The 22,600-nt window shown below is 41.8% G+C and carries 26 protein-coding genes; 8 read left to right on the forward strand and 18 right to left on the reverse strand.

Annotation, left to right across the window (positions count from 1 at the left end):
* Positions 1-105 precede the first annotated feature (105 nt).
* The 3 genes from L8106_RS03965 to L8106_RS03975 all read right to left on the reverse strand — a co-directional run bounded on the left by L8106_RS03965 (position 106) and on the right by L8106_RS03975 (position 3,970).
* A complete protein-coding gene (locus tag L8106_RS03965) occupies positions 106-1,668 on the reverse strand; it encodes a flotillin family protein (protein WP_009782908.1) in 1,563 nt (520 codons plus the stop codon).
* A gap of 37 nt (positions 1,669-1,705) precedes the next feature.
* Positions 1,706-3,094 carry a flotillin family protein gene (locus L8106_RS03970; RefSeq protein ID WP_009782909.1) on the reverse strand — a complete coding sequence of 463 codons (1,389 nt, stop codon included), beginning with the start codon at positions 3,092-3,094 and terminating at the stop codon, positions 1,706-1,708.
* 258 nt (positions 3,095-3,352) lie between these two features.
* The gene (locus L8106_RS03975; protein WP_009782910.1) at positions 3,353-3,970 is read right to left on the reverse strand and encodes a hypothetical protein; all 618 of its coding nucleotides are present in this window, start codon (positions 3,968-3,970) and stop codon (positions 3,353-3,355) included.
* Between the two features lie 161 nt (positions 3,971-4,131).
* Here L8106_RS03975 and L8106_RS03980 point away from each other — a divergent pair, with 161 nt between their 5' ends.
* Positions 4,132-4,752 carry an acetoacetate decarboxylase family protein gene (locus tag L8106_RS03980; RefSeq protein WP_009782911.1) on the forward strand — a complete coding sequence of 207 codons (621 nt, stop codon included), beginning with the start codon at positions 4,132-4,134 and terminating at the stop codon, positions 4,750-4,752.
* A gap of 13 nt (positions 4,753-4,765) precedes the next feature.
* Here the strand turns inward: L8106_RS03980 and L8106_RS03985 are convergent, their stop codons facing one another.
* The 10 genes from L8106_RS03985 to rsmA all read right to left on the reverse strand — a co-directional run bounded on the left by L8106_RS03985 (position 4,766) and on the right by rsmA (position 11,788).
* A complete protein-coding gene (locus L8106_RS03985) occupies positions 4,766-5,707 on the reverse strand; it encodes a methyltransferase domain-containing protein (protein ID WP_009782912.1) in 942 nt (313 codons plus the stop codon).
* Between the two features lie 135 nt (positions 5,708-5,842).
* Complete coding sequence (locus L8106_RS03990; protein WP_009782913.1) at positions 5,843-6,313, reverse strand: pentapeptide repeat-containing protein; 471 nt, start codon at positions 6,311-6,313, stop codon at positions 5,843-5,845.
* A 533-nt stretch (positions 6,314-6,846) separates the two neighbouring features.
* Positions 6,847-7,029 (reverse strand): hypothetical protein, encoded by a 183-nt coding sequence (locus L8106_RS03995; RefSeq protein WP_009782914.1) that lies wholly within the window; start codon positions 7,027-7,029, stop codon positions 6,847-6,849.
* A gap of 227 nt (positions 7,030-7,256) precedes the next feature.
* Positions 7,257-7,526: a hypothetical protein gene (locus L8106_RS04000; protein WP_009782915.1), complete on the reverse strand. Its 270-nt coding sequence runs from the start codon at positions 7,524-7,526 to the stop codon at positions 7,257-7,259.
* Positions 7,527-7,797: 271 nt separating this feature from the next.
* The gene (locus tag L8106_RS04005) at positions 7,798-8,463 is read right to left on the reverse strand and encodes a hypothetical protein (RefSeq protein ID WP_009782916.1); all 666 of its coding nucleotides are present in this window, start codon (positions 8,461-8,463) and stop codon (positions 7,798-7,800) included.
* A gap of 79 nt (positions 8,464-8,542) precedes the next feature.
* Complete coding sequence (locus L8106_RS04010) at positions 8,543-8,995, reverse strand: DUF488 family protein (RefSeq protein WP_009782917.1); 453 nt, start codon at positions 8,993-8,995, stop codon at positions 8,543-8,545.
* A complete protein-coding gene (locus L8106_RS04015; RefSeq protein WP_009782918.1) occupies positions 8,992-9,627 on the reverse strand; it encodes a DUF488 family protein in 636 nt (211 codons plus the stop codon). The genes L8106_RS04010 and L8106_RS04015 overlap by 4 nt, the downstream gene beginning before the upstream one ends.
* Positions 9,628-9,637: 10 nt before the next feature.
* On the reverse strand, positions 9,638-9,979 hold the full coding sequence (locus tag L8106_RS04020) for a DUF3082 domain-containing protein (RefSeq protein WP_009782919.1): 342 nt from the start codon (positions 9,977-9,979) through the stop codon (positions 9,638-9,640).
* A 27-nt stretch (positions 9,980-10,006) separates the two neighbouring features.
* On the reverse strand, positions 10,007-10,948 hold the full coding sequence (gene ispE, locus L8106_RS04025) for a 4-(cytidine 5'-diphospho)-2-C-methyl-D-erythritol kinase (RefSeq protein ID WP_009782920.1): 942 nt from the start codon (positions 10,946-10,948) through the stop codon (positions 10,007-10,009).
* 18 nt (positions 10,949-10,966) lie between these two features.
* A complete protein-coding gene (gene rsmA, locus L8106_RS04030) occupies positions 10,967-11,788 on the reverse strand; it encodes a 16S rRNA (adenine(1518)-N(6)/adenine(1519)-N(6))-dimethyltransferase RsmA (RefSeq protein WP_009782921.1) in 822 nt (273 codons plus the stop codon).
* Positions 11,789-11,889: 101 nt separating this feature from the next.
* On the opposite strand from rsmA, the gene L8106_RS04035 reads away from it, so the two are divergent.
* From L8106_RS04035 to L8106_RS04050, 4 genes are read left to right on the forward strand one after another with little or no spacing between them, the layout of a single operon-like run.
* The gene (locus L8106_RS04035) at positions 11,890-12,555 is read left to right on the forward strand and encodes a TIGR00266 family protein (RefSeq protein ID WP_009782922.1); all 666 of its coding nucleotides are present in this window, start codon (positions 11,890-11,892) and stop codon (positions 12,553-12,555) included.
* 22 nt (positions 12,556-12,577) lie between these two features.
* Complete coding sequence (locus L8106_RS04040; protein ID WP_009782923.1) at positions 12,578-13,261, forward strand: TIGR00266 family protein; 684 nt, start codon at positions 12,578-12,580, stop codon at positions 13,259-13,261.
* 49 nt (positions 13,262-13,310) lie between these two features.
* Positions 13,311-14,096 (forward strand): TIGR00266 family protein, encoded by a 786-nt coding sequence (locus L8106_RS04045; protein ID WP_009782924.1) that lies wholly within the window; start codon positions 13,311-13,313, stop codon positions 14,094-14,096.
* A gap of 36 nt (positions 14,097-14,132) precedes the next feature.
* Positions 14,133-14,936: a M48 family metallopeptidase gene (locus L8106_RS04050; RefSeq protein WP_009782925.1), complete on the forward strand. Its 804-nt coding sequence runs from the start codon at positions 14,133-14,135 to the stop codon at positions 14,934-14,936.
* Here the strand turns inward: L8106_RS04050 and L8106_RS04055 are convergent.
* A complete protein-coding gene (locus L8106_RS04055) occupies positions 14,933-15,319 on the reverse strand; it encodes a nuclear transport factor 2 family protein (RefSeq protein WP_009782926.1) in 387 nt (128 codons plus the stop codon). The two genes, L8106_RS04050 and L8106_RS04055, sit on opposite strands and share 4 nt — an antisense overlap.
* A gap of 264 nt (positions 15,320-15,583) precedes the next feature.
* Between L8106_RS04055 and L8106_RS04060 the strand changes: the two genes are divergently transcribed.
* Positions 15,584-16,696: a tetratricopeptide repeat protein gene (locus L8106_RS04060; RefSeq protein ID WP_039895515.1), complete on the forward strand. Its 1,113-nt coding sequence runs from the start codon at positions 15,584-15,586 to the stop codon at positions 16,694-16,696.
* Positions 16,697-16,855: 159 nt separating this feature from the next.
* Complete coding sequence (locus tag L8106_RS04065; protein ID WP_009782928.1) at positions 16,856-17,470, forward strand: L,D-transpeptidase; 615 nt, start codon at positions 16,856-16,858, stop codon at positions 17,468-17,470.
* A gap of 134 nt (positions 17,471-17,604) precedes the next feature.
* Here L8106_RS04065 and L8106_RS29330 read toward each other — a convergent pair whose 3' ends face one another.
* From L8106_RS29330 to L8106_RS04080, 4 genes are all read right to left on the reverse strand, one after another.
* Entirely contained in the window at positions 17,605-17,805 is a 201-nt protein-coding gene (locus L8106_RS29330; protein ID WP_156803580.1) for a hypothetical protein, read from the reverse strand.
* 90 nt (positions 17,806-17,895) lie between these two features.
* Positions 17,896-19,653 (reverse strand): filamentous hemagglutinin N-terminal domain-containing protein, encoded by a 1,758-nt coding sequence (locus L8106_RS04070; RefSeq protein ID WP_009782930.1) that lies wholly within the window; start codon positions 19,651-19,653, stop codon positions 17,896-17,898.
* Positions 19,654-19,736: 83 nt separating this feature from the next.
* On the reverse strand, positions 19,737-21,260 hold the full coding sequence (locus L8106_RS04075; protein WP_009782931.1) for a gamma-glutamyltransferase: 1,524 nt from the start codon (positions 21,258-21,260) through the stop codon (positions 19,737-19,739).
* A gap of 27 nt (positions 21,261-21,287) precedes the next feature.
* Entirely contained in the window at positions 21,288-21,557 is a 270-nt protein-coding gene (locus L8106_RS04080; protein WP_039895477.1) for a hypothetical protein, read from the reverse strand.
* Between the two features lie 327 nt (positions 21,558-21,884).
* On the opposite strand from L8106_RS04080, the gene L8106_RS04085 reads away from it, so the two are divergent.
* Entirely contained in the window at positions 21,885-22,547 is a 663-nt protein-coding gene (locus L8106_RS04085) for a hypothetical protein (protein WP_009782933.1), read from the forward strand.
* Positions 22,548-22,600 lie beyond the last annotated feature (53 nt).

The following is a 22,600-nucleotide window of genomic DNA, read 5'->3' on the forward strand; positions in this document are numbered from 1 at the left end:
AAGCCTTCTTCCAGTGATATATCGGAAGGAGGCTTTTAATTGATTTGAAAGTTGCTCAAGTCTAAAAAGTAAGGTAAGCATTGCCTACCCTACTCTCAACTAAATTTATGCTTGATCTAACCAACTCTGAACCATTGCAGTCGGAATGTAAACTTTAGAATGACTAAACATCGTCTTGAAAGTGTCTTGACCGCCCATTTTCAGAGCATTTTGTAAGCGTGATTTGAATTGTGAATCCGTTTTAATCTTCTGCTCAACAGCGCGTTCAGCTTCTATATTCGTTTGTGTTTTTTCAGCAATTTGAGTGAGAAATTGTTGAACTTCTGATTGAACTGACTTCAAAAATTCTTCCTTTGTTCCGGTTGAGTTAGAACCATAAGTCGGTAAAGCTTTTCCCTCCTTTAAGGGGTCTAATTGCTCAACAATATTGACAGGTGAACGAGGTTGACTCACATTGCGAACCGCATCAGCAACATCAATTCCCGTCGTTTGACGCAACTGTTCTAAAAATCCGGCGATTTTTGTAGCATTAGTACCATTTTCACCATTAATAACCGTGAGATTATCCACCTCAACTTCAGGAATTGTAGAAACAAGAGTTTGTAGCAATCCTTCTAATTTTTGATAGAGGAAGATTTCTCGGGCATTTGTACCTGCGGCTTTCCAAGATTCAGCTAACCGTTGAGTCCCTTCGGCTCGGGCTTTTCCGTCTTCAATAATCTGAGCTGCATCTCCTTTTGCACGGGCAATTGCACGTTTACATTCTGCTTCTGCTGGAGCAACAATATCAGCTTGTAGCCGCTGTTCAACTTGAATAATCCGTGCTTTTTGAACCGGAAGTTCTGCCTGAGTTCGGGCAACTTCTGAAGCAATTTCAGACTCAGACTCAGCAATCACCGCATCTCGCTTGGTCATCGCATCCTTGACTCGACGTTCGGCTTCAGCGCGAGCGACTTCTATCTCAGTTTCTAACTGTTTGAGTGAGGTATTTTTCTTGTTTTCTGCATTCCGAATAACCGAAGTGGCTTGGGCTTGGGCTTCTGCCATCCGAGCATCTCGTAACAGTTCGGCTTGTTGTTGACGTCCGATTGAATCAAGATAACCGACTTCATCAGAAATATTTTGAATTTGTAGAGTATCTAAAATCAACCCTAACCGTTCTAAATCATCTTCGGCTTCTTCTAATAAACTTTTAGCAAAAGCCAACTTATCACCGTTCACCTGTTCAGGAGTCAAACTCGCTAATACCCCCCGTAAATTCCCTTCTAAAGTTTCTTTTGCCATTTGTTCGATTTCGTTGCGGCTTTTGCCGAGTAAACGTTCAATGGCATTATGAATCGTCGGTTCTTCCCCAGCAATTTTAATATTCGCTACACTTTCAACTGTTAGTGGAATGCCCCCTTTTGAGTAAGCATTGGCGACTTTCAACTCAATAATCATGTTGGTTAAGTCCATCCGAAAAGCTTGTTCAAGTAGGGGAATGCGAATGCTACTTCCACCTTTAACCAAACGATATCCAACTTCTTCTCTTTCCTCTACCCGCTGATGTCCACCTGCAAAAATTAGCACTTCGCTGGGTTGACAAACATAGTAAAGGTTGCGAATAATAAATGCTCCTGCACCTGTACCTAAACCTAATGTTGCGAGTAATGCAATGATAATTTCCATAGTTCTGAATGAATGGGTTTGTGGGTTGTCAAAATCACTAATTGTTCAGGGTAAATTCTTGAGGTTTTTTGCGTCCATTCGTTTCGGCGCGAGTAGCAGCAACTTTTACCCCTAAGATTTGATCCACACTATCGAGGAACTGACTAAAGATTTCAGGATAAGCTTTCACCAAACTCGCAATTGATTTACCGTCGCCATTATCAATCACATTGACATTGCGAAGTTCTACCCGACTGGGAACTTTTGCGGCTTCTTTGAGGATCATTTCAATTTGCTGCAAGTAGAATAATTCGGAGGCATCTTTTTCCATATCGTGCCAAACTTTGGAGAGCAAATCATTAACGAGGGCCTCAGCCTGAGCATTTTCGATCAACGGTGCGGCTTTTCCTTTGGCTTGCAGTTCCTTGGCTTGACGTTCGGCTTCAGCAGGTAAGACTTCATCTGCTTCTAAGCGTAAACGTTCTAATTCGGCGCGAACCGTTTGTAGGAGTTGTTCGGCACGGGCGCGGGCTTCTTTGGCAGCAGCGATGGTGCGTTCTTCCTCCGAACGGGCTTGCTGTTCGAGTTCGGCTTTGATTTTCCGCAGTTCGTTGTCTTTTTGTTGAACAATAGATAGGGCTTGAGTTTTAGCGACTTCAGCTTGTCGTTTGCAGTCGGCTTCGATTTGTTCGGCTTCAGCGAGGGCGTTGGACTCGGCGATTTCGGCATCTCGCATAATCAGGGCAATTTGCCGCCGTCCAATCGATTTGAGATAATCAACATCATCGGAAACGCTTTGAATTTTGAGGGTATCAAGCTGTAAACCGAGTTTGCTCAGATCACGAGAAACGTCTTCAGCGATGCGTTCAGCGAAGCGTAGGCGGTCTTCGTTGAGTTGTTCGGGGGTGAGGGTACTGACAACACCCCGCAGGTTGCCTTCTAGGGTTTCACGAGCAACTCGGGAGATTTCGGAGCGATCGCGATCGAGAAAACGTTCAATGGCATTCCCCACAATGGCCCGATCACTGGAGATTTTAACATTGGCAATGGCTTGAATATGTAGGGGGGTTCCACCTCGGGAGTAGGCGTTGGTGATTTCGACGGGAACGGGCATGGTTCGCAGATCCATGGTTTTTACCGTTTCCAAAATCGGAATACAAATGGTGCGTCCGCCAAAAATCACTCGATAACCGACTTCGCCTTCTTTACTGCGATTTTTGCGACCGGAGAGGATTAAAATTTCGTTGGGTTTACAAATTTGTAGAAAGGTATTGAGAAACCAAATCAGGATAACAGTACCAAAAATGGTCAGAGCGATGGGTAACGCGGTAGAGATTTGTGCAGGTAATTCACTCCGGTTCGTCGGGATAGAGTCCATCGGTTGAACTTGCGCGACTTCTACTAAAATCGCGTCTTCTTCAGCATAGGCTACAAATTTATTGTTCATTTTTTTAGGTTGAATAGATACAATGTTGAGTTCCGATTTGTTAATTTCTGAGTGTATTTGGGATTAAGTTTAGTTGGTGTTAGCAACGACTACTCAGGGCGTGCGGATCAATTTATGAAATGAAGACTAAGATTTTGTGCATAGATATGATAGGTCTGTGACGACAACGATAGAACCGATCTGTTTTCCTAATTTTTAAGGGATTTAGAGTCAATTGTAATCGGTCAATGTGATTTTTTTTAGATGTTTTGAGTCAAGTTACTCCTCTGAAGATTGTCTGAAGGAAGCTTCTGAGACGACCCAGACTTTGTTTTTTTCGACTCCGACCACAAATGCTTTATCTCCTTGAGAAAATGCTTTTAAGTCTTCTGTCATCGCCATGAGATCGAGGGTTGTTCCTTTAATACTTAATCGCACTTTACCTCTGCTATTTTGATCGAATGGGATTTCTACTATACTCGGTAAACCCAATAAATCATTGGTGCGTACCAAACTATCAGCTTGTTGTCTTTGCAGAAGACGTAACGCCCAAACCATCGCAGTTCCACTCACAACGCCAACTGCAATGGATACCCACAAGATCAACTGAGGGGACATCGCGGGGTTCAGTCGGGAAAGGATGACTCCTGTTAAACCAAAAAAACATCCACCAAATGTCCAAAACCGCAAGCTCAAAAACGGTAATCCTAGTCCTCGGCGACGCCGCCTGTTCTTCCGGGGAATATACTTATCTTCTTCTGTTTTAGCGGATTTATCAACAAGTGTTATGTCTGAATCAAAGTCCTGATCAAAATCAACGCCGTCTAGTCCGGCGAAAGCAGCTAATGTAACAAAAACACCGCCCACAACTAAACAGAATAGGTATAGAGTAAACATAGGCTTCCCTAATAACGGGATACTTCATAATTACTGGAATCTTCGACCATTGGTCTATTTCTATTTTCGCAAATTCGTTTCCGGATTCAGCAAACTTTTGTAACAAAAATGGGTAAATTATTAATAAAGTCTACAATTGATGTTCTCAATCCTTAAAAATTATGCCCTATCCGGCTGCACCCTGGACTCTCAACGGTTATGCCCTTCAGACTCTACAATGGGTTGATGTTAGCACAGTTCGCCCGATGATTCCCTCAGAATTCAAGATTATTTCTCCTTGGCTAAATCAAACCCTGGGTGGAATTTATATCTCGACTTATCAATCTGGTTCTAGTTTACAATACAACGAACTGATTGTTAACACGGCATTGGTGAGTTATTCGGGTCAATGGGGCGGATGGATTTCTCATATTTATGTTGATGATGAAGATTCGGTTGCCGGGGGGCAAATTTGGGGACTTCCGAAACAATTGGCAGAATTTAAGTGGGAAGGACACAACAGGGTGACGGTTTCTCAAGGCAAAAATATTCTCTGTCGGCTGACTTATACTCAACCGAGTTTGAGTTTACCTCTGTCGTTAACAGTTCCAGGTTTCGGCTATCAACAAGGGCGAATTCTACACTTTCAAAATCACTTTAAATGTAACGTGAGTCTGATTAGCGGTCAAGTCAAAATTCCTTCAGAAAGTCCATTTTATCCTCTCAATCTTGATCGTCCTGGGTTCACACTTTATCAAAACGCTCTAAATTTAGTTGTAGATCAACCCCGAAGCTTGGAATAGTTTTTTAAGCGAATTAACCCAATAAATTTTGTTCAAAATCAATCGGGGGACGAGCCAGAGTATAAGTTTGAGTTTCGTTAGCGATCCGGGTGCGAATATGAGCGGGAGTTTGCAGAATTCCGAGGAGTGTTATTCCATCTAACATTTGGAACTCTTGGGTTGTTTTTTCAGCTAACAAGCGGTCAATTTCTTCGGGGTTGGGTTGAGGGTTAATCTCGTTTTCAGAGGCTACAATAAATCCCCAAGCTTCACCAAAACTCGGAACATTACTGCTATAAGAATGAACACTCGAAAAGACTTGACTGAGGGTTTTGGCTAGACGGGTATGAAATTTCATTCTCAGCACAGAAGTCGATCCCGCTTGTACCCCTAAAACACCTCCTGGAGTTAACAAATCCCGCAATTGTTGATAATATTCTTGAGTGAATAACCGAAAAGAAGGCCCCGATTCTACAGGTTCAGAAAGATCAGAAATAATCACATCCCAAGGGTGTTGAATTTTATGCAAATATTCAAACGCATCTCCAATAATAAGTTCAACCCGAGGATCATCAAAAGTATTCGCATTCATTTCGGGTAAATACTGACGACAAGCTTCGACAACTTCCCCATCAATATCAATCATCATTACTTTTTCAACTGTTTTCCAGCGCAAAACTTCCCGCAATGTCGCACCTTCACCTCCTCCCAAAATCAGAACCGTTCGAGGTTCACCCTGATAAATCATAGCAGGATGAACAAGAGGTTCGTGATAGAGAAATTCATCGCCAGTAGTTGACTGTAACTTCCCATCTAAAACTAAGGCTTTACCATAGGTATCCGTTTCGACAACATACATTTGTTGATAGGGAGTCTGTTTGAAGGTGAGAATACGAGTGATCCCATGAGCGTAGAGATCCCAAGGGGTAAGATAATCACTTAACCAAAGATCGGCGTTAATTGGACTACCAGCCATGAAACTCCTTGTTTAAATTGATTGACTTATGATAGATTCACCCCTTATTTTTTATCATACAAACACCAAAAAAGGACAGAAATATTTTCCGTCCCTAATATTATAATTCTAGTCTAAGCAGGATTTCGGAATTCTCTATTCTCCTGACCAGCTTACCCAATCATGGGAAACCCCCACACAACACATTCCTTGGTTCAATTCAGCTTCGTTGATATTGGCGTTGGTTAAATCTGCGCCACTGAGTTCTACATCGGTTAAATTCGCACCAATTAAGTCAGCGTTAGTTAAATTTGCACTGCGAAGATCTGCACGAGTCAGGTTAACTCGTCCCATATTTGCTTCAATTAAACTGGCTCCAATTAAGTTCACTTGACTAAGATTTGCACTGCGTAAATCAGCTTGATTCAAATCAGCATCGGTTAAATTTGCTTGACTTAAATCGGTTCCGCTCAAATTCGCACCGCTGAGATCCGCACCACTAAGATCCGCTCGACTTAAATTAAGTTGACTGAGATCAACTCCACTTAAATTAACACCATGTAAACAAATACCGGGAAAGTTTTTCTCACCAGCATCGATCCAGCTTAAGAATTGGTTCGTATTCATTTGTTAAATCTCCAATTGTGTTGAGATGTTTTCTCTGATTTTTTCTCGAACTTGTAACTCTATCGAGCATTTTTTGAGGTTGAATAAAGAAACTGTTTAAATCTGCTTGAATCATCGGTACACCGCCTTGAAAAGGCGATGCCTGCGATGACTCGATTCCCGAATCAAAACCAGGTCTAAAAGTTCAATCCGTCAAAATGCTCACTAGATTTTGCTGCAATTCTTGATGATGCTATAAAAACAGGCTAAAAGATACCAATCAAGATCACAGAGGTAAATACACACAACAACAGCATTGCTGCCATTAAAAAGCCGATTACAGTATTGTCGTGTTTTGTTGTATGGGTTTGATGAGCCATCGTTAGGATACTCCTAATTTGATAGTAGCTCTATATTCTGTTAGCGTAGAAAATTAATTCGGTTAGGTTCGGTTTTCTTTAGGTTATATTAATATTTATGAGATGAAACTTTATATTATTCGGAAAATTAAGTATAGATACTTAGGATATTTTGAGAAAATACTTCACTAAAATTTACAGAAAAGATAGGATGAGAAAATGGCGATTAAGTCCTCGGGTTGATTGTTCTAAATTTGGAGAAGTTCGTTTGAGAGAATAGTTGAACTCAGCTAAAATGTCTTTGGGTTCGTAGGACATCTCAAAGTAGCTTCTAAAGGTATAAGATTGATTGGGGTTGAGTAAAGGCGTTCTGCTCATTGTAAAAATGATCTGATTCTATTCATTCCTAAAAGTTTAATTAATCAAAATAAAACCCCTATCAAAGATAGAGGTTTAACAAAAATATTAGCACAGAAGAATTAGCAAGAGCAGGTTTCTGGACAAAATTCCACTGTTACATGAAGTTCATAACTGTTACTTGGTTGTTGATTAGCATCAAATGGAATACGAGCGTACTCAGCAGTCACTATAATTCGCCCGGTTTGCTACTGTTCACCCTCTTTTAAGACCTTACATACTTTACCTTGTCCGCTTGGAGAATATTTACTGTCATATTTCCAGGTTGCAGAATTTGAGTCAAGTGTTATTCCAATCTCAGGAATAGAACTAGCAGGAATTTTGATAGCTTGATGGCGTTTTTTTACAGCCTCTTTAAACCGACCTAGTGTTATTGTTCTAGGTGTACCCGCAGGTACGAAAAATTCCAAGACGTCACCGTCATTAGTTAGAAGTATAGATTCAGATTCGTGTGTCATTTTAGCTTCTTAGTTGTTGAATGTATGAGATGAATATATTGAGGTTTTATAAACTAGAAGATAGATATATAAGAACACCCTGATTATTTAACCTTGTTAATCATCTGTCATCAACTACTCTATCGGTTCACTCGATTTCGGAAAGCTTGGTAAAATTTTTTGAGAATCAGGAAATATACTGAATCTTCTTGACTAACCTGTTAGTATTCGAGAGGTTATAAGTACAAGTAAGTAGCTCAAACTTTATACTGTTTGTTTAATTCACTTAAAATTAACCCTTTGGTAATTCGATCACACCCGCAATTAACTTCCAACAGGGTTGCTCATCTTCTTCCCAATCACTAGGTTTCCAAGGCATACTCAAACTCACCGTAACCAAACAGGAATCACCGGGACGATACCCCAATTCTAACTTATGAACTAACACGGGATCGGTAATACTTGCGGTTAACTGGCTGCCGTTTTCCGCGACAATTCTACCTTCCCAAATGGGGCTTTTATCCCGTCTTCGTCGCACACATTCAACGGAAAATTGATCCGTTTTCACCAATTGCAATGTTTGTCGTTCATTAAAGGGAAGATACTGAAGATAACCGACGGTTACATATCGTTTATCGTTATGTAAAATATAAGGTTCATGGCTACAAAACTTGAGGAGATAACCGGGGGGAACTTTTCCTGTCAGTCGCCATTTTCCCGGTAAAATCCCAAGATTTTCACATTCAAACCCAAAATCCGATCCGGTTTTATCCAAGGGAATATCGATGACATCGAGTAAAGCGGGTTCGCGACTATCAATCAGACGCATGGATGCGGGGACACCACCATCGGGTAAATTAGAAATAGCACGAACCCATTTGTGTTTAATGGTATGAATTCCAGCAATGCACCGATTGCCACACTTCCAAGAATTAGCAAGGCAAATAATTCGAGTCATTCTTCGGACTCCAGAATCTTAAAAACTTTCAGAAACTTTGTCTTACATTAAGAATAACTGGAGTCTTATTTCTTGTCTATCAAAGGTGATATACATTAAGATTAATGGTTGTCCATTTTTCTTGTAAATATTCCGCTACCAGGCGACGATGACAGCGTTCCGGCGTTGCTTCGCTGCACAATAAGCATCCTTTATAAAACAGTTCAGGTGAAAACTTTTCTTCGACTTGGCGATCGCGCATTAACTGTAAAAATTGCCGCTCGTAAACTTGCCAATCTTCCCCATTTTTCTTATACTCATCTAAGATTTCTTTCGTCGGTGAAAGGTCGAGCAAATGAATATAGTCAATATTACAAATCACTTTCAAAAAATATTCTAAATCTTTTTTCTTGGCAAATCCTGCCAACTGAGAACTATTATTCAATCGCGCATCAATTAATCGAGTCACTCCGGCTTTTTTTAATATCCCAAAAAATTGTTCTGCACTTTTGCGGGTAAAACCAATGGTAAACAAGCTAACTTCGGCGTTCATTTTTGTTTATCCTTTTTTGTATAGGCGATTTCATAGCCTTGTTTATGATAAGCTTCTTCTAGGTTAATTTCTGTTTTATCCTGTTGTGGGGGATTGGGTTCAAATAATAATAATTGAACCGCCTCTTGAGGAGGATTTATCTTTTGATTAAACTTGGTCAGCAAGCGATTTTCTAACTCCGCTTGAGATTCTAACTGACCATCTGATAAAATATGATTAATCGTTAAACCCGATTGACGAAGATTTCGACAAACTAAGATTGAGCGATGGCAGGTCATTGGGTCTTTTTCGGCGCACATGAGGGCAATTCGATGGGTTTTTACTCCGTTAATAATGCGCTGAATTCCCTCTGTAAAACTTCCGGTTGCGGCAATACGTTCATAAACGGCTTTCCCCATACTATCATAACAGCTTAAATCCTCCGATCTGGCTCCCAATTCTCGACCCAAAAACACGTAGCGAATTTGGGCTTGTTTGAGGGCGGTTTGTAATTCGGATTGATTAAATTGAGGAAAACGGCGACTGTAAGGATGCGATCGCACATCGGCGACGGCGGTAATTTGATGCTGTTGTAACAGTTTGATAAAGGTTTCGATGTTATAATTAGAATGGCCGATTGTCAACAGTTCCATGACCTTAAAATTAAGTCTCAGATGAGGGGTTATCTTGTTTAAAAATACGCTGAATTGAGAGTTGAATGGCGACAAAAATTAATCCGCAGGTGAGAAAGGCAAATACACCCGTTCCCATCATACATAACCCCGTGACTAAAGTTCTAACAGTGACAGACATTTGAACGACTGCCAGATTATCGGAATGAATGGGTTTGGCGGCGTAGGTTTGGGCGACGGAACGGGTTAAAAAATACAGCGCTGTGGCAATACTCCCTAGCACAGCCGCATTACTTAAACACCGAAAAGGCGTCACCCCATCGAGGTTGTTTTTAGAGGATTCAGACTTAGATTGAGAAGGGGATTCACTCATTGATTTTTGATTAACAAATAGGATAAACTAAGCGAGGGTAATTCCAGTTGAACTCAGTTGAGCCGTCCAGAAGTCTAAATCGGGATTTGCTAGTTGATTCCGAACAGTTTTTGCTACTTCTAAAGCCTGTTGTGGAGATTCCGTTAACGCAAACACAGTTGGCCCGGAACCAGACATCATTGTACCTAATACATTTTGAGAGGCAAACGCTTCTCGCAGTTGCAAAACTTCGGGATGTTCAGGTAAGGCAACTTTTTCTAAATCATTGTGTAGAAGTTGACCAATTTTCGCACTATCTCGCTGCATAATAGCCGATACCATTCCCCCTGAGTGTACTCGTTGACGCCGACTTTGTAAATCTTCCGCCTCCCTAACGTAAGTCTCGCTAAACTGAGTCCGGTAGGTTTTGTAAGCCCAAGGGGTAGAAATGCCTAAACTGCGGTATTTGGCTAACACGACAGACAAGTTATCCAAATTAACCAACGGCGAAAGCACTTCACCTCGCCCCGTTGCTAAAGCCGTTCCGCCTTTGATACAAAAGGGAATATCAGAACCAATTTGGGCGGCTAGGTCTTCTAATTCGCCTTGAGTCAGTCCCAATTTCCAGAGTAAATCTAACCCCACCAACACCGCTGCTGCATCAGTTGAACCGCCCGCCAAACCTGCTGCTACAGGGATTTGTTTATCAATTGTAATCTCAACCCCGCCATATTGTGCCATCGCCTCGGGAAATTGTTGCGCCATTAATGCTGCCGCCCGATAAGCAAGGTTCGTTTGATCATTGGGAACTGCGGCGTGATTACATTGAACGAATATGGTGTCAATTTCTATCGGGCGAATGTCAACTTTATCGGCAAGGGAAATACTTTGAAGAACCATCGCCAGTTCGTGATAACCATCAGGGCGATCGCCAATAATTTCTAAGTATAAGTTAATTTTGGCAGGAGCAATCAGGGAGTAAGAACGCATTAGAATAAATTGGGGGTTTTAAGAGGTTAGATGAACCAGTCGGTTACTGAGACTCACCCATTGCTCAACGCTTAAATCTTCTGCACGAGCTTGGGGATTCACTTCTAATTGTTCCAGAATTTGGGTCAATTGATCGCGATCAATCACACTTTGTAAATTATTCCGTAACATTTTACGTTTACTGGCGAATCCCAATTTTACCGCCATTTCGAGATGTTTAGGACTTTCAGCCGGATATTCTATACAACGAGGACGCAACCGTACCACCGCAGAGTCAACTTTGGGAGGTGGATAAAAGGCTTTGGATGGAACATCACAAATAAACTCGCATTTCGCTAAATATTGAACTCGCACTGATAACGCCCCGAAGGTTCTAGAACCTGGCCCTGCACAGAGACGTTGAGCAACCTCTTTCTGCACCAACAAGACCATTAAATCATAGGGTTGAGGATTCGGTTGGGCGATATTTCCTAAGAGTTTTTCCAGAATTGGCCCAGTAATATTGTAGGGAATATTAGCGACTACTTTGTTAGGGTTTTGAAAGTTCGGAAAATCTTGTAGGTAGTCTTCTAGACGGAGTGTCAGGATATCTCCTTGCAGAAGTAAGAAGTTGTCACGTTTGCCAAATTTTGGGACTAATTTTTTGCATAAATCTCGGTCAATTTCGACAGCCAAAACGGTTTGAGCCAGTGTTAACAGACGTTCGGTTAAAACTCCCGTTCCAGGGCCGATTTCTAAAAGATGATCATCGGTTGACAGTTGGGCAGCATTGACAATTTGGTTCAAAGCTGTAGGGCTACGAAGCCAATGTTGAGCGAATTGTTTACGAGGATAAGACATGGTATTTTTTCTCGAATTTTTGTAAAGTCTTGTATTTTCACCGAAACAAGATTTGCTAACTTGTAGTTAGATTAAAATTTTAACAAAAGGAAGTCCCTGTGATGCAATATCAAATTCGTTACAAACCTGCCTTTGCGACCATTTTTATGAGCCTACAACCGGGTGACAGTATTATAGCCGAAGCGGGAGCGATGGTTGGGATGGAGGGTAAAATCTCGATGAAGACCAGTTTCTCGGGGGGATTTTTCTCTGCTTTCATTAAAAATTTATTGGGTGGAGAATCGCTATTTGTCAATACATTTACTAACAAAACCAATCAACCCTTAGAGGTCGTTCTGTCTCAAGCAACTATCGGTGATATTGTAGCAGTAGAATTGCAACGTGGACAAGAACTTTGTTTTCAACCGGGAGCCTATATTGCCAGTAGCAAACCCGTTAAACTGGGTGTGGGATGGGCAGGGTTTGCCAGTTGGTTTGCTGGAGAAGGGTTATTTAAGCTGAAAGTAACAGGCCCAGGTTTAGTCTTTTTTGGGGCTTATGGCGGCATTACTCAAAAACAAATTACCCAAGATTTTATTGTTGATAATGGTCATTTAGTTGCCTACGAACCGGGAATAAAAATGGGCGTGGGGTTAGCGGGAGGTTTGTTAGGTTCTTTGACTTCTGGAGAGGGATTTATTAATAAACTTCGGGGGAATGGGGTGATATATTTACAGTCTCGCAGTATTGATGGGTTAGTGACGTTTCTCAGTCCCAAATGCCGTTAGTTTGAACTACAGGACGCAATTTATGAAAATCAAAATTTTACAACAGCCAGACTGTGCAATTGCTCGGGTGACACTCGATACTCGCGAAGAATTAATTGCCGAAGCGGGTGCTATGGTTGCCATGAGCGAATATATTAATACTAGCACGACATTACGCCAAGGAAAAGGCGGCGGAATTTTAGGCGGACTCAAACGAATGGTTGGGGGAGAATCGCTCTTTTTAAGTGTTTTTCGCTCTCCAATTGCAGGGGGAGAAGTGTTTTTAGCCCCGAAGTTGTTGGGCGATATTCTCCATTATCAAGTGTCAGAAATTGGATTAGTAGTCCAGGCGACTTCTTATTTAGCTAGTCATTCAGATGTTAATATTGACTTAGGATTTCAAGGGTTTAAATCCTTGTTTTCCGGTGAAAATATTTTTTGGTTAGACTTGACGGGTCAGGGAGATGTTTTAATTAACTCTTTCGGCGGAATTTATGAAGTTGATGTTGAGGATGAATATATTGTGGATACGGGTCATATTGTTGCTTTTGAGAAAACCTTGAACTTTGAAATAACAAAGCCGGGTTCGAGTTGGTTGGGTGCATTTTTAGGGGGAGAAGGTTTGGTTTGTCGGTTTCGAGGACAGGGAAAACTCTATTGTCAAACTCATAATTCGACGGCGTTTGGACAGTTAGTTGGGCCGCGTTTACCTGCGAGACAAAGTTAGGTTTTGATGTGATCATTTACAACTCTAAAGTTAATCAGGAGTGAAATTAATGCTAAATCAAATTGCTTATCAAATCGAACATTCTCCCTCTTATGCTTCGTTGAGATTAGACTTACAACCCAATCAAACAGTTATTGTAGAATCTGGGGCGATGGCGGCGATGGATAGTTGTATTCAAATGCAGTCTAAGCTGAAAGGTGGGCTGATGAAAGGAGTGGGAAGAATGTTGAGTGGTGAGTCTCTTTTTCTGAGTGAATTTACCGCCAAAAATAAACCTGGAGAGTTATTTCTTTCTCCGGGTATTCCGGGTGATATTCAGCATTATTATTTGAATGGAAAGGGATTAATGATTCAATCTTCGGGGTTTGTTGCTTCTGGAAATGAAGTTAATCTTGATACCAATTTTCAAGGGTTCAAAGGGTTTTTTAGTGGGGAATCTTTGTTTTTAATTCGGGCGACGGGACAAGGGGATATTTGGTTAAGTTCTTATGGGGGAATTTTAGAGATTCCTGTTGAAGGGGATTATGTTGTTGATACGGGTTATATTGTCGCGTTTGAGGAGACGCTAGATTACAATGTCGAAGTGATTGGGGGTTTATCGTTTAAGAATTTAAAAACCGGAATTTTTGGCGGAGAAGGGTTAGTTTGTCGCTTTCGAGGTCAAGGTAAACTTTGGATTCAATCTCGTCAATTAGTCTCTTTGTTAAACTTTTTAGACCCATTTCGACCTGTTAAAAGTAGTGGAGATAGCAATAGTTTTTATGACTCGGATTCGGATTCATCAGACTCGGATTCGGATTCATCAGACTCGGATTCGGATTCATCAGATGAGTAACGCAGAAATCAGTCAATTTTAAATGATTTAATTTTCATGTCTGAACCAGAATTTAGTTCGAGAAATCCACCTCCAAGCAATCGACAATTATTAATTTTACTAGCAATATTTGGAGGATTTATCATTGCAACTATCGCGGCTTTATGGTTCCTGTTTGAACAGTTGGTTTGGTTGATTCCCCCGCAGTTTGAACAACAACTCGGACGGTTGGTGGTTCCCGCTTTTGAACGTCAGGCTAAACCTTCAGCGACTCAAACTACATTAAACCAACTTTTAGACGGTTTAGAAACCCATTTAGACTCCAAACAGGAAAACCGAGAGTATCAGGTTTTATACATTCCAGATTCTACCATCAACGCATACGCCCTTCCTGGCGATCGCATTATTATCTATCAAGGGTTATTAAGTCAAGTCGAGTCAGAAAATGAGTTAGTGATGATTTTAGGACACGAACTTGGTCATTTCGCCCATCGCGATCATTTACGAGGGATTAGTCGCAGTTTATTTATCCAAACTATTTTATCACTCTTTTTCCCAAATGTTGGCAGTTTAGAGTCTTTTGCGGCTGCCCTTTCTAGCGCCCAATTTTCCCAGTCTCAAGAAAAACAAGCCGATGAATTTGGCTTAACCTTACTCCAAGAAAATTACGGTCATGTCGCCGGGGCAACCGACTTTTTTGAACGAATTAAAGCCGAAGAAAGAGAAGATAAAATCGCCTTTTTGCAAACTCATCCCCCTTCCCAAGACCGAATCAAACGACTCGAAAAACTAATCCAAAAACGGGGCTATGAACTAGACAAACGTTCGCCGTTACCCGCGAGTTTAACAACATTAGATTAACTCACAATCGGGCTACCATGATGATGAATCAGATACCATTGATTTGCCATGCGAGTAAAAATATTAGTCGCCATTGATTCAGCTTTCATCTGTCGCCGATCCAAAACTTGCATGACTTCTTCAACTAAAACCACATAAGCCAAATCCCCATTTACTTCAGTCGAGATCACTTTTGTATTAATCTCTAAATATTGAGTTGATCGAAAAATCTGTTCCCAAGAAGACCTCACCCCATCCCAACCGCGAATCACCTCTCGTCCAGGGTGAATACACAAACTTGCTGTTCCTTTTGACCAGATCCCACTCATCGCTTCTATATCCTTTTTCTCAAAAGCCCGATAAAAGGCAGTATTAGCCGCTAAAACATCTTGTTCGTCACTCATGTTAAACCATCCCAGGGAACACTTTTACAGATTAATCAATCTGCTATATTGACCAACGGTTATAGAATTAATCCGTCGTAGTACGGAAGCCGTTGCTTGAATTCTGAGTCGGGCGATATCAAGCCTAGACTTGAAAACATTACCCCGATTTATTCCCGATCGGCATGAACTGTTTTATCATCAACATCAGTCACAATACCGTGACCGATACCGTTCGCGATGGAAACCGTGCAGGACTCTAGAACCACTCACACTAAACAGGCCGTGTATAAACCTATTCGATTGATTGTCAGTAGTATTTTAGTCGCATTTGTCGCCACTGTAACCCCCCAGATGGCTCATTCCGTTGAAGTTGTTGCTCAAGCCAACACTCAATCTAACACTCAATCCACTGACCAGCTTAACCAATTACTCGAACAAGGGCGTGAATTAGTTGATGCCGGAAAGATTGATGAAGCTGTTCTGGTTTATGTACAAGCAGCAGGACTTGATCCGAGTGATCCCAAGATTTACTCCGGGATTGCTTATTTAGAAGCCTTGCGAGGAAACTATCAAGCAGCAGCTAAATTTTATCGAGATGCACTCGTTCTTGACCCCCAGAATCCTGATTTTCAATATGGTTTAGCTTATAGTTTGGTCAAGTCAGAAGATTATAGAGGCGCTGCTGATGCTTATCGTAAAGCCATCAGTCTTAAACCCGATCTTCTCAATGCCTATTTGGGACTGGCGGTGAGTTTATTCCGTCAAGGCGACTATGGGAGTGCCGTCAAAACCTACGAAATGGTGATTGCATCAGACCCCAATAATTGGCAAGCCTATGCTTCGATGGGGATGGCGTTGTTGCGTCAGGATAATACCCCGAAAGCCGTTGAAACCCTCAGACAAGCAGCGACACTTGCACCGAATGAAGCGAGTATTCAAATTAAGCTTGGCGTGGCGTTACTGCGAAGTGGGGATCAAGCCGGGGCGATCGCAGCCTTTGAACAAGCAGCAGCCTTGAGTCCTCGTGATGGGGAGATTCAGTTTCAAATTGGTGAAGTGCTGAAATCTCAGGATGACTTGGATGCAGCGATGGAAGCTTATCAACGCGCTTTAGCTTTTAATCCGGATTTAGTTGAAGCGGATGTAGCAATTGGAGAAATTCAGTTACAAAAAAAGGAATATATTGGGGCGATTGTTAGTTTTCGGCGAGTGATTAATCGAGTTCCTCAAAATGCTAACGCTCATTATCACTTGGGAATGGCGATCAAAGGTCGAGGAGGTCGAGACTCTCAAGCGATCGCCGCTTTGGAAAAAGCCCTCAAACTCTATGAACAACAGGGTGATACCGAAGGGGTGAAAAAGACACAAGAGGCGTTAAAGGAACTCAAAAAGTAAAAATAATCCGGTTAAAGTGATGAAAGTCTGGAGTAACGGATTACAAGTTTTAAGCAGGAGGTGAAGTAAGTTACATTAATTACAAACCTCAGTGGCGAGGAACCTCAAACTAACGATATTGTCGTTTTTCCATTTTGATTTGGTGAGGAGTTCAATTCTATGATTTTTAAAGTTAATCAAAATCGATTTCAACGTTTGATTCAGGTGGGTGTGAGTGCTTTCATGCTTTCGATCATGGCTTCATCTCAGGTGGGCGCTTCGACTCCAACAAGTTCTGAAGTGGCTCAAGGGGCATCGACCCGAGCGGCGGTAATTCCCTCAAATTTGTTAAATCCAACTTTACCGGGGTTAGATGATCCGTCTCGGTTTCTACCGCTCGGAAAACCCAAAATGCAGTTAGTGTTGCGGTTAGCTCAACGGCGAGTTTTTGTTTATCGCAATGATCAACAGGTGGCGAGTTATCCGGTAGCGGTGGGAAAACCCGGTTGGGAAACTCCAACAGGTCAATTTCAAGTGATTCAAATGGTCGAAAACCCCACTTGGCAAAATCCCTGGACGGGAGAAGTCAGTTCACCGGGTCCCAATAGTGCGTTAGGACTGCGTTGGATTGGCTTTTGGACGGATGGTAAGGATACCATTGGCTTTCATGGAACGCCGACGGTTAATTCCATTGGGAGGGCTGCTTCTCATGGTTGTGTACGGATGCGAAATGAAGATGTTGTTGCCTTATTTACTCAAATTGAAATGGGAACAACTGTGATTGTAGAACCTTAGATTTTTATTATAACACCCATCAAGGGCAAGTTTTTCAAATAAGAATACAAACCCGGTTTCTCAAAAGTTACCGGGTTTTTGACCTGTACTTCCCTGAAAAACTGCTGTAATATTTGGGGATAAATTATTTCTAACTATGCGCGAATAATATCAATATCAAAGCTCAGTTGACTTGCCGCTACACCCTGAACTAACCCAATTAAATCACCATTTTGACTAAATATACCTGCTCCTGACCCCAACTCACCCAGATCAAGATCGCTTAGAGTTACATTATCAGTCGCGCTCACAAAAATAGTGTCTTCTGCTATTTTGAAATCGGTGATTAATGCCAAATCACTATTTCCCGAACCGACGTAGTATGACAGAGACTCAAACCCCAAAGTAAAGAGATCACTTCCTTCACCTCCAACTAAAGTATCAATTTAACCTAAACCGTCTGTTGAAGTTCCGGTGATATCAATAGATTGAGCTTTGATATTGATATTACCTGCGTCTCCGTTTCCAAAAGTTAAAGATTGAATTTGTGATCCCCCAGACACCAACAAATTTTGAGTTTCGATATTTACAGTGTTAGCATTTCCAGTTCCACCTTCCACCACATTACTGATAATACTACTACCTAATAACTCAACCGAATCTGTTGCTAAAATAGAGACTAAACCTGCATTTACCTGTCCAAAGGTACTGCTGGATATTTGCGCTCCATCACTTAATAATAATTGTTCCGTCTCAATTGTAATTGTACCACCATTACCGATACCTGTCTGATTTACGTCGGCAAAAAAACTACTTGAAAACTGCTCGCTATCATTGGCAAAAGTTCCCGTAAGTTCGATAGATTTAGCTTGTACAGTTATATTACCTGCATTTCCTTCTCCTGATATGTCGGTTATCACTTGAGAACCGTTAGACAGCAATAAATTCTCTGTAATAATTTCAACTGTTCCTGCATTACCTACTGCACCTATTTCGGCAGAACTAAAGATATTAGCATTTGAGAATTCAACCGAATTTGTTGCTAAAATAGAGACTGAACCTGCATTTCCGGGGCCGAAAGTGCTAGCAGTGACGGCTGCGCCATTTTCCATGAATAATGAGCTAGTTTCGATGTTAATATCACCGGGTTCACCTAGAGAATCTATATCAATGATATTGGAAATAAAGCTATTATCTGTTAGAAGAACGTTTTCTTGAGCATTAATATTAACATCTCCGCCTTGTGCTTCTGCAAACCCTAATCCTTGATCAAATCCCGCTCTAATAATACTCCGTTCTGACATCTCAAAATTGCGAGCATTAATATTGATATTTCTACCCTCATTTGAACGAACATTAATCTGAGATTCATTTGTTAAGGCTACATTTGCACGTTGAATATTATTAGGAAACTGAAGAACAGACCTATTGCCATTCGCCTCTATATTTGCTAACTCAATAATTCCCGGTTCTGATAATCCCCCCAATTCAATTTGACTACCGGGAGAAATGGCAACACCGTTATTAAATAAAATATCACCCCCAACTAAGGCTAATGTTTGATTTTGAGGAACATTTAACCCTTGAGGAACGAGAAAACCCGCATCATCTCGAATTGTACTCCCATCGTCTAAGGTTGTTAGAGTGGCTTGATTAACAATTCTGCCCGGATTTTCTCGAATATTCAACCCAATGGGAATATTAATGGTTAATAATGGCGGTGCTTCTGGGTTACTAGCCGAAAATTCAAACCCATTTTCAAACAAAATACCATCGGCTGTTGTGGCAAAAAATGAACCCCCTACATCTAAGCTTGCATTCGGTTCAAACACAATCCCCGAAGGATTAATTAGAAATAAATTGGCATTCCCTAACACCCCTAATGTTCCGAGGATTTGTGAAATGTTATCACCCGTAACGCGACTGAGAATATTAATAATATTATCGGGATTAGAAAAATAAGCACCCCGTCCTTCGTCTACGTTGAATTCTTCAAAGCTATGAAATAAATTCCCTCCTCGCACCGCTCCCCCGTCAATGCGATCGCTATTAATTCCCCGAATGTTAACATTAGGAGTAACAACGGAGTTTTCGTTACCCAAGCTATTATCGGGGACAATCTGTGCTAGGGCTGTTAGTTGAGTTGCACAGAAAATAGTTGTTAACGTTGCTAAGATGGGAAAGGCGAGTAAACGGGGATACATTAATTGGATAGATGCTGTGGTTAAACAACTTTGTGACCTATTCTATAGCATTTCCGCTGAAAAAGCTTCACAATATTTTCGGGTTATGGTATTATTTCTACAGAACCTTCTCGCCGATTATCAGCAACAGCTTCTAATTTTCCCTGAGCATTAATTCCGGCTATTTTAATCGCCCCAAAAAACATATCAAGCTGTTCAAAGGGATAAAGTTCTAGATTTTCGCTATCTGTTTCTAACAGCGTTGTATCAATTCCCGGTTCACATAAAACCCGCCATTTGTTCTCTTTGGGTTCAACGTGTAGGCGAGGTGCCCTGACTGCTTCTTCGAGAGAACTTCCTTCTGTGGTGTAGCCAGTCCACATCTGCGCCATGGCGGTGGTTATCCGACTCGCCCCCGGAGTTCCAAACGCCAAACAGCGCCCGTCTGGATGCCATGCTAAAGTCGGTGCCATATTTGATATTATCCGTTCGCCAACCGCAGCACCTAAGAAGCCTTGGGGGTTTAATTCCGGTTCCCCCAAACTGTTATTGCAGCTAATTCCGGTTCCGGGAATTGTAATACCTGAACCATAACCATTACTCATGGTAATAGAAACCATTTCCCCTGAACCTGTGGCGACAGACAAGTGCATCGTGTTGGGAGACTGTATCGCTGGTAAATAGCGGCGTAGGGTTTCTTCGGCGAGGAAGACTTCGGGGTTTTCTTGGGTTCGCAGTTCCCATAACGCAATTATCGCTTTAACTTGTTGTAACGTGCGTTGGGCGGGGGTAAAATTGGGTTGTGTGGTGAGTTCCAATAGTCTGATTAAACTTCCCACCGCAGCGCCTCCAACCGCAGGCGGAGGGTTTAAAGCCAGTTGAAAGCCTCGGTCGGTTAATTGTAGCGGTTGACGAACAATAGCGCGATAATTAGCCAAGTCCGAACGAGTCACAAACCCGCCATTTTCGCTCATTTCTTTAACAAAAGCAGCGGCTATATCCCCTTGATAAAAGGCTTTTGCACCTTCTTGGGCAATTAATTCTAGGGTTTCCGCCATGTCAGGAATATTAAAAGGTTCGTTAGCTATCGCCTGACAACCGTTGGGGAAAAAACAGTCTCGACTGGCTTGTTGGGGATAAAATAACGGTTTCCCGGCTAGAGACAACCAACGCGCCGTAGTTGGACTCAAGGTAAAGCCATTTCGGGCTAATTCTAACGCCGGGGCGACAATTTCTAACCAGGGGAGAGAACCCCCACGTTGCCAAGCGGTTTCTAAGGCGGCCAACATTCCCGGCACCGCGATTGAGGCAACTCCAGCTCTGACTGTGATACCATCGCCATAGGGAAGATCAACTTCTCGCCATCCGGCAGAATTGGGGTCAAGTTTGAGATGACCACTGGGCATGGCATCAGCACCATCAATCAATTCCGGGGGTTGTCCGGGTTGATGAATCATTAAAAATGCTGAACCCCCCAGAGAACACATTAAAATTTCTGATAAGCTGGCAGCGAGTGCAGCCCCAACCGCAATATCAACTGCATTTCCCCCAAGTTCGGCAATTTGAACTCCGGCTTTTGTGGTTAAAGGAGAGTCGGCTGAAATGGCAACAGGGGTAGTTTTTGTCATGTCATGGGTTTGAAAAGCTCGGATAAGTTAATCGCTGGCGGTGACATTTTCATAAACGCCTTGATCTCGTTTCACCAGTTTAGTAAAGCCAGCGTTACGATAATCACTATTGGTCAGCGGAACAGACACCATCGGCGCACTTAAAACCCGACGTACAGGGGCGTCTTCGGGTGTCTCTCCTAACTCGCATTGGGCTAACTGACAGACTTCACCCCAAGTTTTAACGTCTTGGTGAATGCTGTGCATGACTTCGACTTTTCGGTTATTGCTCGGACAGAAATAGTCGTAGATCGGCATGGTAAGGTTTAGGGTAAGACATTGTGTAGGCTCTATATATTGCTAATTTTAGCTTGACTTGGGTAAAACAAACAGTTGCCCCAATTTGATCAACAAGATTTAACGCTCATTTAATCGCAATATCGGGGATAATACGATAGCTGAACCTTTCCTCTCACATGACAGCTTTTTCAGTAACCTGTTCACAAAGCCTTTATTTGCTTGTTGACGAAGCCTTGAACACGAAGTTGTGATGTCTAGAAACAGACAACCCTAAACAAAGAACGGGTCACTGAAAACTGAGAACTGTGTTTGGGAGCAATCTACTACTAAGAGGAGGATGTTCCAATGAGTGATTTTAAACCGACACCTGAAACAAATTTAACAACGACTCAATTGTTAGAACGTTATCGGATTGGTGATGAAGCGACGCTAAGAACATGGGCGCATTTGCATGGGTTGAATGGAAATCACGGGATTTATGCACCCAATGAAGTGGAGTTAATTGATCATGTTCATCATCATTTACAAAATTTGGGAATGAGTATTGATGAGTACAAAAATCTTGTTAGTCGTCGTCTAAATCGTTCTTCTACTGCGCCATCTTCTGGGTTTAATTCTTCAACTCACTCTCAACCGATAGAAAAACCTGTTGTTCCCCCTCAGTCTTCTGTGAATCATTCCTCTGAGAATAATTTATCTGAAAATTCAGAAGAATTGACTCAACAAGCTTCTGGGGCGATTGAGATGCTGATGGAACAATATTCAGAAGCTATTGACTACATGGGAGAACAAATTGCTGACCAATTTATTGAGGAGTTGGATGCTTCTGTGATGCGACATCTCAGTAAAAAGGTGCAACAACGGTTTGCTTTGAATGGTCAAGTTAGGTCAAATCGTCTAATGACAGTTATTCAAGGTGTATTTCAATCTAAAAATAAGAGCTTGTTGATGGGTTCGCCTTCGGAAGATTCGAGTTTACACATGGAAAATACCCATCGCTTGGGTTAGGTAAATCTGTCTCAAGGAAGAACTGGGGAGTCGTCTAAACCGATTAAAATAAG

The sequence above is a fragment of the Lyngbya sp. PCC 8106 genome (assembly GCF_000169095.1).
GTDB lineage: Bacteria > Cyanobacteriota > Cyanobacteriia > Cyanobacteriales > Microcoleaceae > Capilliphycus.